The following is a 12,451-nucleotide window of genomic DNA, read 5'->3' as shown; positions in this document are numbered from 1 at the left end:
TCAGGTTAGGAAAGTTTCTTAACTTGCGGCGCAGCATAAGTTGACACCCTCCCTCACACAAGGCCCAAATCCCAGAAAACCCCCAGAGCTGCGGGTTCCGGAGCGCGAGGGCGGGCGTCCCAAGGAGGAGGGGGCGGCGACGCCGCCCCCGCCCGTCGAAGGCGGGGTCGCGGTGCCCGGGACGCGAACGGGCTCGGGGCACGGGTTTCGTCAGGTCGTGCGGCCGAGGGTGCTTTCGCGGGGCATGAGGTTGTAGTCGGCTTTCACCTCGCGGGGTGGGCGACCGGGGCTGTCCATGCGGAGCCGCAGAAGGTCCACTGCCACGCGGGCCAGTTGGGCTTTGTCGGGGGCGACCGTGGTCAGGGTGGGGGTGCTGAAGCGGCCGTCCTCGATGTCGTCGAGGCCGGCGACCGCGATGTCCTCGGGGACGCGCAGCCCCGAGGACAGGATCGTGCGGATGGCGCCGAGGGCCAGCAGGTCGTTGAAGCAGAAGACGGCGTCAGGCGGGGCAGGCGAGTCGAGCAGCCGGACCATGGCGGCGGCGCCCTCGGCGCGGTGGTAGCGCTCGACCTCGGCGGTCAGCTCGGGCAGCCCGTGCGCGGCGAGCGCCTGGCGGTAGCCGGCCAGCCGCAGCGGCGAGGTGCCGCTGATCGAGTATTGCTGCACGCCCAAAGCGGCGACCCGGCGGCGGCCGAGCCCGATGAGGTGCTCGGTGACGTCGCGGGCCGCGCGTACGTTGTCGATGGCCACGTGGTCGGCGGGCCCGTCGTAGATGCGCTCGCCGAGCAGGACGAGCGAGGTGGCGTCGGTGCGGGCGGCCAGCTCGTCGGCGCCGATGGAGATGGGGCTGAGCAGCAGACCGTCCACCCGGTGGTCCCTGACGCCGTCGAGGATCGCGCGCTCGCGGTCGAGGCTGCCGTCGGTCTGCTCGATGACGACCAGCCAGCGGTGCTCGGCGGCGGCCCTGATGACGAACCTGGACAGCTCGGCGAAGTAGGGCGCGTCGAGCTCGGGCAGCGCGAGCGCGATCACCCCCGTACGGCCCTGGCGCAGATTGCGGGCCGACAGGTTGGGCTGGTAGCCGAGCTGCGCCAGCGCCTGCTCCACCTTGGCCCGGGTGGCCGCGGAGACGTGGGCGTAGCCGTTGACGACGTTGGAGACGGTCTTGACCGACACCCCGGCCAGTTGCGCCACATCACGCAGCCGCACGCCCATGGCCGTGCCCCTCTCCCTCGCCGGACACGATGGTAACGCCCCGGTCTCGGCCCCCTACCGGCGCTTTCTCCTGGTTTACAACGTTGGAACAGCGTTGTACAACCGCCGGAGAGTCGTCCGATTCGCGGCAAAGGAGTATGCCATGAGCCATCCACCGTCCCGCCGGACGTTCCTCGGCCTCGCCGGAGCGGCCGGACTGACCGCGCTCACCGCCTGTGGCGGCGGCACCCGGCTGGGCGCGGGCTCGGACACCCCGGCCACCGCCGCACCGGCGTTCACCGGCGGCGACTACACCGGCCCCAAGGTCACCCTGGAGTACTGGAACGGCTTCACCGGCGGCGACGGCCCCCATATGCGGGCCATGCTCGACGCGTTCAACCAGCAGTTCGCCGGCCGCATCGAGGTGCGCAACGTCACCCGCCGCTGGGAGGACCTCTATCCCGCCATGCCCACCGCCATCACCGCGGGCAAGGGCCCCGACGTGGCGGTGATCCACAACGACTGGATCGGCACGTTCGCCGTCAGGAAGGTGCTCATCCCGATCGACGACGTCGTGGGCGCGCTGGGGCTCACCGAGGGCGACTTCATCCCGGCCGTGTGGCAGGCGGGCCTGTACGGCGGCAAGCGCTACAGCGTCCCCCTCGACGTGCACTGCCTGGGCGACTACTACAACACCGCGCACCTGGAGAGGATCGGGCTCAAGGAGGCGCCGGCCGAGCGGGCCGCGTACGAGGACGCGCTCGCCGAGCTGAAGAAGGCCGGGACGAGCACCCCGTTCTGGATGCCCAGCAAGTGGCCGGCGCACCTGATGTTCATGAGCTTGCTGTGGCAGTTCGGCGGCGAGCTCTACGACGCGGACGGCACGAAGGCGCTGTGGGGCTCCGAGCCGGGCGTGCAGGCCCTGAGCTGGATGGTGGAGCAGATCGACAAGGGCTTCAGCCCGGCCAAGGTCGCCCTCGACAGCCAATACGCCGCCTTCAAGAACGACAAGGTGAGCCTCACCTGGGACGGCATCTGGCAGATCAACGACCTCAAGACCAACGCGCCTTCGCTGAAGTGGGGCCTCGCGCCCATCCCGAACGTCGGCGGCACCCCGGCCGTCTGGAGCGCCTCGCACAACTTCGTGCTCACCTCCCAGGCCGGCCGCGACCCGAACAAGGTGCAGGCCGCCAAGGTCTTCATCGACACGCTGAGCCGCCAGTCCACCGAGTGGGCCAAGGCCGGCATGATCCCCGCCCGCAACTCCGCCAGGCAGGCCCCCGAGGTCGCCGGGCTGCCGCAGGTGGGGCTGGCGCGCGACCTCACCGCCTTCCACTTCCTGCCCGCCCTGCCGGGCGTCGGCGACGTGCAGAGCAAGGCGCTGGAGCTGGCCGTGGCCAAGGCCGTGCTGAAGCAGAGCGGCCCGGCCGAGGCGCTGAAGGAGGGCGTGGCGACGGCCGACAAGCTGCTGGCCGACAACAAGCGGAAGTACGCCCAGTGAGCCACGCCCGGCGGATGCGATGGTGGACGCCGTACGCGTTCCTGGCGCCGTACCTGGTGCTGTTCGCGGTGTTCATGGTGCTGCCCATCGGGTTCGGCCTGTGGACGTCGCTGCACGAGTGGGACATCAACCTGCCGGCCAAGCCGTTCGTCGGCCTGGCGCACTACGCCGAGCTGTTCGACCCGGCGAGCGTGGACGGCGGCCGGTTCTGGACGGCGATGCGGGCCACCGGCATCTTCACGGTGGCCTCGGTGCCGCTCCTCATCGTGCTGCCGCTGCTGGTGGCGCTGCTGATGAACGGCCGCTTCAAGGGCCGCACGGTCTACCGGGCCGTCTACTTCGCCCCGTACGTGCTCGGCGTCGCCGTGGTCGGCCTGCTCTGGCGCTTCCTGCTGGACGGCAACATCGGCCTGGTCAACCGCTACCTGGGCCTCGAGGTGCAGTGGACCACGGACGTGCCGCCGGCGTGGATCGCGCTGGTCGGCGTGACCGTGTGGTGGACGTTGGGGCTCAACGCGGTCATCTTCCTGGCCGGGCTGCAGGACATCCCGCGCGAGCTGCACGAGGCCGCCATGGTGGACGGGGCCGGCCCCTGGCGGCGATTGCTCGCGGTGACGCTGCCGGGGCTGCGGCCCGTCATGGTGTTCGTGGTGAACGCGACGATCCTGGCCTCGGCGAACATGTTCGGGCAGGCGTACCTCATCACCTCGGGCGCGCCGGCCGACCAGACCAAGACCGCCATCTACCTCATCGCCGAGACCGGTCTGCGCCAGTTCGACATGGGGACGGCCTCCGCGATGAGTTTCATCCTCGCGGCCTTCCTCATGGTGGCCAGCGGGCTGGTGTTCGGCGCGTTCAGGCACAGGCGGGCGCGATGACCAGGGACCTGCGCAAGCTCAGGCGGACGCTGCTGCACCTGGTGCTGGCGGTGATCGCCGCGCTCTATCTCAGCCCGCTGCTCCACATGCTGGTCACCTCGTTCAAGACGCGGGAGGCCGCGCAGTCCACCACGCCGCAGTGGATCCCCGACCCGTTCACCCTCGACGCCTACCGCGAGGTGCTGACCAGCACCGACAGCCCCGTGCTGATCTGGTTCCTGAACAGCCTGCTCGCCGCCACCGGGCACGCCGCGCTGGTGCTGGTGACGGCGGCTCCTGCGGCGTACGCGCTGGCTCGGCTGCGCTTCCGCCTGCGCACGCCGATCTTCTCCGTGGTGGTGGCCACGCTGTTCGTGCCGCCCGTGGTGCTGCTGATCCCCAACTTCCTCATCGTGAACGAGCTGGCCTGGGTGGACAGCCTGCCCGCCGTCATCGTGCCGGGTGCGGCCGGCGCGTTCGGGGTGTTCTTCCTGCGGCAGTTCTTCCTCACGCTGCCGGGCGAGCTGGAGGAGGCGGCCGAGCTGGACGGCTGCAACCGGTGGCAGATCTTCACCTCGATCGCGCTGCCGCTGTCGCGGCCCGCCCTGGCCACGCTGTTCCTGCTGTCGTTCCTGACCAACTGGAACGACTTCCTGTGGCCGATCTACGTGCTGCTCAGCCCCGAGTCGCTGACGCTGCCCGCCGGGCTGGGCAACTTCCAGGGCGCCAACAGCATCAGGTACGACCTGCTGATGACCGGCGCGGTGATCGCCAGCGTGCCGGTGCTGGTGCTGTACTTCGTGGCGCAGCGGTGGGTGATCGAGGGCATCTCGCGGTCGGGGCTGAAGGGGTGAGAGGCTCGGGGGCATGTCCGAACCCGTTCTCGTCCTCAACACCGGCTCATCCTCCATCAAGTACGAGCTGATCGACCCGCGCACCCGTGCCCGCTCGGCGCGGGGGCTGGTCGAGCGCATCGGGCAGGAGCGGGGGCGGCTGACGCACCGCGCGGGCGACGGGCCTGCTCATGTGCGTGAGCAGCCCTTTCCCGACCACGGCGAGGGGCTGGCGGCGGTGCTGGCCGCGTTCTCCTCGGCCGGGCCTGAGCTGGACCCCGTCGCGGTGGGGCATCGGGTCGTGCACGGCGGCACCCGGTTCGGCGATGCCGTGCTGGTCGATGACGAGGTGATCGCGGCCATCGAGGAGCTGGCGCCGCTCGCGCCGCTGCACAATCCGGTCAACCTCACCGGGATCCGGCTCGCCCAGAAGGTGTTCCCCGAGGTACCGCAGGTGGCGGTCTTCGACACGGCGTTCCACCGGACGTTGCCGCCTGAGGCGTACACGTACGCGGTGCCGCGGGAGTGGGGCGTGCGGCGCTTCGGCTTCCACGGCACTTCCTGCGCGTACGTGTCCCGCCGCGCCGCCGCCCTGCTCGGCCGCGACGATCCGAACCTCATCGTGCTGCACCTCGGCAACGGCGCCGGCGCCACGGCCGTCGAGGGCGGGCGCAGCGTCGACACCTCCATGGGATTGACCCCGCTGGAGGGCCTGGTCATGGGCACCCGCTCCGGCGACGTGGACCCCGCACTGGCGGGCTACCTCGCCCGCGCGGAGGGGCTGGACGCCGAGCAGGTGGAGCACGCACTCAGCCACCGCGGCGGCCTGCTCGCCCTCGCCGGGTCCAGCGACATGCGCGAGGTACGCGCCAGGTCCGGCGACGAGGACGCCCGCCTGGCCCTCGCCGTCTACACCCGCCGCATCCGCAAGTACGTCGGCGCCTACTACGCGCTCCTCGGCCGGGTGGACGCCGTCGTCTTCACCGGCGGCGTCGGCGAGAACGACCCCGCCACCCGCGCCGAGTCCCTGACCGGCCTCACCCGCCTCGGCATCACCCTGGACCCGGCCCGCAACGAGGCCGCCTCCCACGAGGAACGCGCCGTCTCACCCGACGGAGCCGAGGTCGCGGTACTGGTCATCCCGACGGACGAGGAAGGCGAGATCGCCCACCAGACCCTGGCCCTGGTGACCGCCTCATGATGCGAAGGCCCAGGAGCCGAGGTCGGCGTGGCCGGCGACTCATGAGCGGGCCGCTGCCTTCTGTGGTGCCTGGTTCTGGGGAGTGGGGTCGTCCTCGGCCTGGGCTGCCGTGACCGCGACCGTCGTGACGATGTCGGCGACCGTGGCGCCGCGTGACAGGTCGTTGACCGGCTTGCGCAGCCCCTGCAGCACCGGGCCCACCGCGACCGCGCCCGCGCTGCGCTGCACCGCCTTGTAGAGGTTGTTGCCGGTGTTGAGGTCGGGCACGACGAAGACGGTGGCGCGACCGGCGACCGTGCTGCCGGGCATCTTGGCCAGCGCCACCGCGGGGTCCACGGCGGCGTCGTACTGGATCGGGCCCTCCACCTCCAGGTCGGGGCGCTGCTCGCGGACCAGCTCGGTGGCGGCGCGCACCTTGTCCACGTCGGCGCCGGCGCCGGAGACGCCGGTCGAGTACGACAGCATGGCGATCTGCGGATCGACCCCGAACATCGCCGCCGTGCCCGCCGAGGAGATCGCGATGTCGGCGAGCTGCTCTGCGGTCGGGTCGGGGTTGACCGCGCAGTCGCCGTAGACCAGCACCCGGTCGGCCAGGCACATGAAGAACACGCTCGACACCAGCCCGAGGCGGAGGATCTCGAACGCCGGCCTGATGGTGTGGGCGGTGGTGTGCGCGGCGCCCGACACCATGCCGTCGGCCATGCCGGTGTGCACCATCAGCGTGCCGAAGTAGGACACGTCGGTGACGGTGTCGCGGGCCAGCTCGACGGTCATGCCGCGGTGGGCGCGCACGGCGGCGTACTCGCGGGCGAAGCGCTCGCGCAGCTCCGCGTCGAACGGGCTGAGCACGCGGGCCGCGTCGAGGTCGAGCCCGAGCTGGGCGGCCTGCGTACGGATGCGTTCCGCGTCGCCGAGCAGGGTCAGGTCGGCCACGCCGCGCCGCAGCAGGATGTCGGCGGCGCGCAGGATGCGCGGCTCCTCCCCTTCCGGCAGCACGATGTGCCGGCGGCGGGCGCGGGCGCGGTCGAGCAGCTCGTACTCGAACATGAGCGGCGTGACGACGTCGGTCTTGGCGATGTCGAGCCGCTCCAGCAGCAGCCGGCCGTCCACGTGCGCGGCGAACAGCCGCAGCGCGGTGTCGATCTTCCCGGTGGCCTCGGGCGTGAAGCGGCCCTCCACCGCCGACAGCCGGGTCGCGGTGTCGAAGGTGTCGTGGTCGGTGGCGATCACCGGCAGCGGGACCGCCATGTCGTGCAGCAGCCGGTCGACCGGCGCGGGCAGGTCGGTGCCGCCGGTGAGCACCACCGCCGACAGCGCGGGGAAGCTGGGGGCGGTGTGCGCGGCGACGAGGCCGGGCAGCAGCGCGGCGGCCCGGTCGGACGGGATGATCACGGCGACGCCCTCGGTGCAGCGCAGCAGGATGTTGGGCAGCGACATGGCGCCCACCATGAGCGCGCTGGCCTCGCGGCCCAGGCCGTCGCGCTCGCCGAGGAAGAACCGGCCGTCGCAGGCGTCCATCAGGTCGGCCACGGTCGGCGCGCGCAGCGACGGCTCTTCGGGCAGCACGAACACCGGCGTGGGGTGGGCCGGCACGAGCCCCTCCGCCGCCGTCGGCGGGGCGGGCGCTCCCAGCGGTGTCGGGTGCGCCGGTGCGAGCGCTCCCGGCTCGGCGCGGGTGACCACGACGGCCAGCTCGCCCGCGTGGTGGTGGGCGAGCTCCCTGGACGACAGCTCGACGGCGGCCGAGAGCTGCGCGGCCGTACGGCCTCTGCCGCTCACCACGTTGATCACCGGCGTGCCGAGGTCGGCGGCCAGCCGGGCGTTGAACCCGAACTCCGTCGGCGCCCCCACGTCGGTGTAGTCGGTGCCGATCACCACGATCGCGTCGCACTGCCCGGCGAGCGCGCGGTAGCGGGCCACGATGTCGCCGGCCGCGCGCTCGGCGTCGGCGTGCACCTCGTCGTAGGTGACGCCGGCGCACGCCTCGTACGGGATCGCGAGCTGGAACCTGCTGCGCACGGTCGCGATCAGGCCGTCCTCGCGGCCCGCCCGCACCACCGGCCTGAACACCCCCACGGTGCCCACCTGCCGCGACAGCAGCTCGACCAGGCCCAGGGCGACGGTCCCCTTGTTGCTCTCCGCCTCGCCCGCCGCGACGTACACCGAACGTGTCATGGTCCCGAGGTTAGCGGCGGCGCGTCGGAGGTAGCTGTGGAGGACTCCCCCGCTGCGTACGGCACTGCGTACGACACTGCGTACGACGAGGTCAGGGGGGACGGACGATGAACGCTACGACCATCCGGGCCGCGGTCCTGGCGGCGCTGGCCGCGACCGTGCTCCAGCCGGTCGAGGCGCGGGCAGGCTCTCCCGCGCCCTGCCCGTCCCAGGCAGGACCCAAGCCGACCGTCGTCCTCGTGCACGGCGCGTGGGCCGACACCTCAAGCTGGAGCGGCGAGGTGGACGCGCTGCGCGAGGCCGGACATGTCGCCCGCGCGATCGCCAACCCGCTGCGCGGCCTCGACGGGGACGCCGCCACCGTCGCGGACTTCCTGAAGACCGTGCGCGGCCCGGTCGTGCTGGTGGGCCACTCCTACGGCGGCTCGGTCATCACGAACGCCGCCGCGTCGGCGCCGAACGTCAAGGCCCTCGTGTACGTGGACGCCGCCATGCCCGACGTCGGCGAGACGACCGCGCAGCTCAGCGGGGCGGGTTCCGCGCTCGGCGCCGCTCCCGGGTCGCTCTACGACATGGCGGCCTACCCGGGTGCGCCCCAGGGAGCGCATGACCTGTATCTGAAGCAGGACGTGTTCGTCCGCTCGTTCGCCTCCGACCTGCCCCAGGACATCGCGACGCGGCTGTGGGCCACCCAGCGGGCCGCCTCGACGAACGCCTTCCAGAGCCCGTCGAAGGCGGCGGCGTGGAAGAAGATCCCGTCCTGGTACTTCGTCAGCACCGGCGACAAGATCATCACCCCGCAGTCGCAGCAGGCCATGGCCGAGCGGGCCAAGTCGAAGGTGACCACGTTCTCCGGCGGCTCGCACCTGACCCTCATCTCCCACCCGGAGGCGGTCGCCACGGTGATCGGCGCCGCGGCCTGCTCGGTCAAGGGCGGCTGAACGCGACGGGTCAGGCGGCGCGGCTGGAGTCGCGGATGACCAGTTCGGTGGCGAGTTCGAGGTGGCGGGACTCGATGCGCTCGCCGGCCGCCAGGCGCAGGGCCGTGCGCAGCGCGACGGCGCCCATCTCGCGCAGCGGCTGGCGTACGGTGGTCAGCGCCGGCGCGTGCATGGCGGCGATCTGCGTGTCGTCGAAGCCGACCACGCTCAGGTCTTCGGGGATGCGCAGCCCCCTGCCCCTGGCGACCTGGATGGCGCCGAGCGCGCTCTCGTCGCTGGCGGCGAACACGGCGGTGGGCGGCTCGGGCAGGTCGAGCAGCGCGGCGCCCTCGCGCAGCCCGTCGGCGTAGCAGAAGCCGGCCGTGCGCACGTAGTCGGGCGGCACGGGCACGCCGGCGGCCTCCATGGCGGCACGGTAGCCGTGCATGCGGGCCTGGTTGGACGCGGCGCCCGCGGGCCCGCCGAGGTAGGCGATGCGGCGGTGACCGAGGGAGAGCAGGTGCTGGGTGGCGGACATGCCGCCGGCGAAGTTGGTCGGGCCGATGCTGGTGACGGGGCTGGCGGGCACGTTCATCGGGTCGATCACGATGACCGGCAGCCCGGCTCGCAGCAGCACGTCGAGCTGGGCGGGGCTGGGCTCGGCGACGAGGGTGATGACGGCGTGCCGGCCGGCGTCGACCAGGCCGCGGGCCCAGGACAGGCCGTCGGCCATGTGGTCGGTGCTGGTCACGACGAGCGCCACGCCGGACGCGGCGGCCTCCTGCATGGCCCCCATGACGATCTCGGCGGAGTACGCGCACAACGCGCCTTCGAGCTGCAGCTCCACCGTGGCGCCCCGCCGGGCGCGGGTCTGGCGCGGCACGTAGCCGTGCTCGGCCAGCAGCCGCCGCACCATGGCGCGGGTGGCCGGGGCGACGTCGCCGCGGTCGTTGAGCACCTTCGACACCGTCGCCACGGACACACCTGCCGCGGCGGCGACGGTGGCCAGGGTGGCCGGTCTGGTCGTGCTCGTCATCGTCGTCTCCTCTTCCGCGGTGCCCGTGTGCGCGCGGGTCCCTCGATACCGCGGCCTTCACCGTAACGGTGTAAGCGTCACCGGCGCATCCGCGTTAGGCGGACGACCATGGAGCGGCCGGGAAGAGTGCGACGAAGATCAGTTGGCCGCCCCGGAGGCCCAGGGCTGCGCGACCAGCGGGCCTGCCTGCGCGGCGGAGACGGCGTCAGCGGCGCCGGCGTGGATGTCGAGCACGTCCCACAGGCCGGTGATCTGCAGCAACCGGGCCGGGATGCCGCGCACGCCCGCGAGGTGGAAGGTGGAGCCCGTCGCGGCGCAGGCGGCGTGCAGGCGCTCGATGACGCGCACGCCGTTGCTGTCCATGAACGTCAGCAGGGTCAGGTCGAGCACCACCGGCCGGCCCGAGAGCATCCGGCGGCGCACATAGGTCTCGAGGCGGGCGGCATTGGTGATGTCCACCTCGCCACTCGCGGTGATCAGCACGCCGTCATCCAATGTGTGGTATCCCAAGGTCAGGGGTGATGCGGCGGACTCCCGGCCGCCGCCAGGCTGGCAAGCGATGTGTACGCGCATGGCTTCCTCAGGGACATGGATGGGGGCTGGTTCGCATCCTCTTCTCTGAAGTATATTGCCCGAAATTGAATACCGGAAGCATCTTTCGTGTGATCATGTATGGAGACTCTCGGCCACACCGCGCCGCGAGCGGCTCGCGCCGGCAGAAGGGAAGCTTTCTTGACCACGTCCAACCGCCAGTGGACCTTCCTGACCCATCATGCCCGCGTGCTGCTGGAGATCGCCCGCGACCCCCAGGCCCGGGTACGCGACATCGCGTCCGGGATCGGCATCACCGAGCGCGCCGTGCAGGGCATCGTCTCCGACCTGCACCAGGCCGGATACGTCACCATCGAGCGCGTGGGCCGGCGCAACCAGTACAAGCTCAACCTCGACGCGCACTTCCGCTACCCGACGGAGGCCGGCCTGCCGGTGCGCCTGCTCATCGACATGTTCACCCAGCACGACCTGCCGAATCCGGACGCTGAGTGACGCCGATTCTTCCCGTGAAAGAGAAATAACACTGCCAGACCCCTATACTCGGGTGATGTTGTATTTCGAAGATCCGTACCGCACGGAGGCCGACACCTCCGCGGTGCGGTCCGGCGTGGACGACCGTGGGGTCTACGTCGTGCTCACCGGCCCGCTCTTCTACCCCCAGGGCGGCGGCCAGAAGGGCGACCGCGGCCTGCTGCGCCTCGCCGGCGGCCACGTGCTCACCGTCGTCGACACGCGTAAGGCCGACGACGAGATCCGCCACTACCTCGCCGCCGGCCACGAGCCGCCGGAGCCGGGCCCGGTGCGCCAGGAGCTCGACTGGCCGTTCCGCTACCACCAGATGCGGCTGCACTCGGCGGCGCACTTCCTGCACGTGGCGCTGGAGCGCGAGCTGGGTGCGAGCCTGCCCTACCCCGTGCGGGCCCCGCTGTCGGAGAGCGGCGGCGAGTGCCACTACGCCTTCGCCGACCGCTTCGGCCCCGACCATCTGGAGCGCGCGGTCAAGGCGGCCAACGCGCACACCGCGCAGGGCCACCCGATCGTCACCAGGGCCGACGAGGAGCGCGGCCCCGGCATGCGCTCGTGGCACTGCGCCGGCGACACCGTGGCCTGCGGCGGGCTGCACCCGCGCGACTCCTCCGAGGTCGGCGACATCACGGCGAGCATGCGGATCAAGCGCGGCAAGACCCTGGTCTCGTTCGGGCTCGCCCATGGCTGACAACGGCACGACGTTCGGCTCGTACCTCTACCGGCTGCGGATCGAACGAGGCAGCGACACGGTCGCGGACTTCCTGCGCGACCTGGTGATCCCCTTCACCGCGAACTACTACAGGGACGTCGAGGCCGGCCGCAAGCTGCTCAGCATGGAGGCCGCGATCACCCTGCACGCCGCGCTCGGCCTCGGCCCGGTCGAGACGGCCGACTACTTCTGGCACTACTTCCGCGACGTGCTGCCGGCCGAGATCCACGAGCTGCTCTTCGGGCGGCGCACCCGGGTGGCCGAGGGCAGCCTCGCGGAGATCAACCGGCGCAACGCCGACCAGGCCGAGATGGGCCGGCGCGCGCTGGCGCTGGCGCGGTTCGAGCGGGAGTTCGTCGCCGACTCGGCCGTCACCGACTCCTTCCAGCGCGACTTCGACCTGCTGCCGGTGATGACCTTCGTCTACATGGTGAGCGAGGCCAGCGAGGCGCAGGTCACGCGGGTCTGCGAGCGGCTCGGCGTGGGCTATGGCCCGCGCGTGAAGGAGTTCCTGGCCCGCATCTCCGACGTTCACGAGAGCGACGGCAAGCTCTGCTACCGCCGCCGCGCCCCCGTGCTGCGCATGCCGCGCGACGAGAACGGCATCGCGCTGAAGAACCGCTTCCAGCTGCACGAGGTGGCGCGGTCGGTGGAGCGGCAGGGGTCGGGCGAGATGTTCCCGCCGGGCGGCACGTTCTGCTACTCGGCCATGGTGGCGCTGCCCGAGGAGGCGCTCGACCGCGTGCAGCGGCGGCTGACCGATCTGCTCACCGAGGTCGAGGTGGCCTCCAGGGCGGGCGGGCAGCTCGACAACCCCAGCGCCACCCCCTACTTCTTCTCGGTGACGTTCTCGGGCAGGCAGGAGTACGACGGGCGCGATTCTTCTGGGCGTTGATTTTTTCTTCTGGCGGTTTTACATTCCCTCGGAGGGGGCCAATCGCCAAG

Annotated in this window: 12 protein-coding genes; 8 read left to right on the top strand and 4 right to left on the bottom strand. The window is 71.6% G+C overall.

Translation table 11 applies throughout. The features are described from left to right. Positions 1-210 precede the first annotated feature (210 nt). The gene (locus tag AB0K12_RS41545) at positions 211-1,215 is read right to left on the bottom strand and encodes a LacI family DNA-binding transcriptional regulator (RefSeq protein ID WP_364573560.1); all 1,005 of its coding nucleotides are present in this window, start codon (positions 1,213-1,215) and stop codon (positions 211-213) included. A 142-nt stretch (positions 1,216-1,357) separates the two neighbouring features. On the opposite strand from AB0K12_RS41545, the gene AB0K12_RS41540 reads away from it, so the two are divergent. The 4 genes from AB0K12_RS41540 to AB0K12_RS41525 are packed head-to-tail and all read left to right on the top strand — an operon-like array spanning position 1,358 to position 5,586. After that, positions 1,358-2,695 (top strand): extracellular solute-binding protein, encoded by a 1,338-nt coding sequence (locus AB0K12_RS41540; protein ID WP_364573558.1) that lies wholly within the window; start codon positions 1,358-1,360, stop codon positions 2,693-2,695. A 14-nt stretch (positions 2,696-2,709) separates the two neighbouring features. Then, the gene (locus AB0K12_RS41535; protein ID WP_364573556.1) at positions 2,710-3,573 is read left to right on the top strand and encodes a sugar ABC transporter permease; all 864 of its coding nucleotides are present in this window, start codon (positions 2,710-2,712) and stop codon (positions 3,571-3,573) included. Then, positions 3,570-4,406, top strand: coding sequence for a carbohydrate ABC transporter permease (locus AB0K12_RS41530; RefSeq protein WP_364573554.1), 837 nt, complete (start codon positions 3,570-3,572; stop codon positions 4,404-4,406). Before AB0K12_RS41535 ends, AB0K12_RS41530 begins: the two co-directional genes overlap by 4 nt. Before the next feature lie 13 nt (positions 4,407-4,419). Then, positions 4,420-5,586: an acetate kinase gene (locus AB0K12_RS41525; RefSeq protein ID WP_364573552.1), complete on the top strand. Its 1,167-nt coding sequence runs from the start codon at positions 4,420-4,422 to the stop codon at positions 5,584-5,586. Between the two features lie 39 nt (positions 5,587-5,625). On the opposite strand, the gene pta is transcribed toward AB0K12_RS41525, so the two are convergent. Continuing rightward, positions 5,626-7,761 (bottom strand): phosphate acetyltransferase, encoded by a 2,136-nt coding sequence (pta, locus tag AB0K12_RS41520; protein ID WP_364573550.1) that lies wholly within the window; start codon positions 7,759-7,761, stop codon positions 5,626-5,628. A gap of 107 nt (positions 7,762-7,868) precedes the next feature. Here pta and AB0K12_RS41515 point away from each other — a divergent pair, with 107 nt between their 5' ends. Further along, positions 7,869-8,702 carry an alpha/beta hydrolase gene (locus AB0K12_RS41515; protein ID WP_364573548.1) on the top strand — a complete coding sequence of 278 codons (834 nt, stop codon included), beginning with the start codon at positions 7,869-7,871 and terminating at the stop codon, positions 8,700-8,702. 10 nt (positions 8,703-8,712) lie between these two features. Here the strand turns inward: AB0K12_RS41515 and AB0K12_RS41510 are convergent, their stop codons facing one another. Beyond that, positions 8,713-9,717 (bottom strand): substrate-binding domain-containing protein, encoded by a 1,005-nt coding sequence (locus AB0K12_RS41510; protein WP_364573546.1) that lies wholly within the window; start codon positions 9,715-9,717, stop codon positions 8,713-8,715. Positions 9,718-9,855: 138 nt separating this feature from the next. Continuing rightward, complete coding sequence (locus AB0K12_RS41505; protein WP_364573544.1) at positions 9,856-10,290, bottom strand: STAS domain-containing protein; 435 nt, start codon at positions 10,288-10,290, stop codon at positions 9,856-9,858. A gap of 159 nt (positions 10,291-10,449) precedes the next feature. Here AB0K12_RS41505 and AB0K12_RS41500 point away from each other — a divergent pair, with 159 nt between their 5' ends. From AB0K12_RS41500 to AB0K12_RS41490, 3 genes are read left to right on the top strand one after another with little or no spacing between them, the layout of a single operon-like run. Beyond that, entirely contained in the window at positions 10,450-10,761 is a 312-nt protein-coding gene (locus AB0K12_RS41500; RefSeq protein WP_364573542.1) for a helix-turn-helix domain-containing protein, read from the top strand. Between the two features lie 55 nt (positions 10,762-10,816). After that, a complete protein-coding gene (locus AB0K12_RS41495; RefSeq protein ID WP_364573540.1) occupies positions 10,817-11,485 on the top strand; it encodes an alanyl-tRNA editing protein in 669 nt (222 codons plus the stop codon). Beyond that, positions 11,478-12,401 (top strand): hypothetical protein, encoded by a 924-nt coding sequence (locus AB0K12_RS41490; protein ID WP_364573538.1) that lies wholly within the window; start codon positions 11,478-11,480, stop codon positions 12,399-12,401. The genes AB0K12_RS41495 and AB0K12_RS41490 overlap by 8 nt, the downstream gene beginning before the upstream one ends. The last annotated feature ends 50 nt before the right edge of the window (positions 12,402-12,451 follow it).

This window comes from Nonomuraea sp. NPDC049419, from assembly GCF_040676995.1.
In the GTDB taxonomy this organism is placed as follows: Bacteria; Actinomycetota; Actinomycetes; order Streptosporangiales; family Streptosporangiaceae; genus Nonomuraea; species Nonomuraea salmonea.
The sequence above is the reverse complement of the archived record's forward strand: the minus strand, read 5'-3'. Positions and strand labels throughout refer to the sequence as shown.

What these genes read in the sequence shown, in the direction of transcription:
- AB0K12_RS41545 (WP_364573560.1), bottom strand. Translation starts at nt 1,215, where the DNA reads ATGGGCGTGCGGCTGCGTGATGTGGCGCAACTGGCCGGGGTGTCGGTC.
- pta (WP_364573550.1), bottom strand. Translation starts at nt 7,761, where the DNA reads ATGACACGTTCGGTGTACGTCGCGGCGGGCGAGGCGGAGAGCAACAAG.
- AB0K12_RS41525 (WP_364573552.1), top strand. Translation starts at nt 4,420, where the DNA reads ATGTCCGAACCCGTTCTCGTCCTCAACACCGGCTCATCCTCCATCAAG.
- AB0K12_RS41530 (WP_364573554.1), top strand. Translation starts at nt 3,570, where the DNA reads ATGACCAGGGACCTGCGCAAGCTCAGGCGGACGCTGCTGCACCTGGTG.
- AB0K12_RS41510 (WP_364573546.1), bottom strand. Translation starts at nt 9,717, where the DNA reads ATGACGAGCACGACCAGACCGGCCACCCTGGCCACCGTCGCCGCCGCG.
- AB0K12_RS41495 (WP_364573540.1), top strand. Translation starts at nt 10,817, where the DNA reads ATGTTGTATTTCGAAGATCCGTACCGCACGGAGGCCGACACCTCCGCG.
- AB0K12_RS41540 (WP_364573558.1), top strand. Translation starts at nt 1,358, where the DNA reads ATGAGCCATCCACCGTCCCGCCGGACGTTCCTCGGCCTCGCCGGAGCG.
- AB0K12_RS41535 (WP_364573556.1), top strand. Translation starts at nt 2,710, where the DNA reads ATGCGATGGTGGACGCCGTACGCGTTCCTGGCGCCGTACCTGGTGCTG.
- AB0K12_RS41505 (WP_364573544.1), bottom strand. Translation starts at nt 10,290, where the DNA reads ATGCGCGTACACATCGCTTGCCAGCCTGGCGGCGGCCGGGAGTCCGCC.
- AB0K12_RS41515 (WP_364573548.1), top strand. Translation starts at nt 7,869, where the DNA reads ATGAACGCTACGACCATCCGGGCCGCGGTCCTGGCGGCGCTGGCCGCG.
- AB0K12_RS41490 (WP_364573538.1), top strand. Translation starts at nt 11,478, where the DNA reads ATGGCTGACAACGGCACGACGTTCGGCTCGTACCTCTACCGGCTGCGG.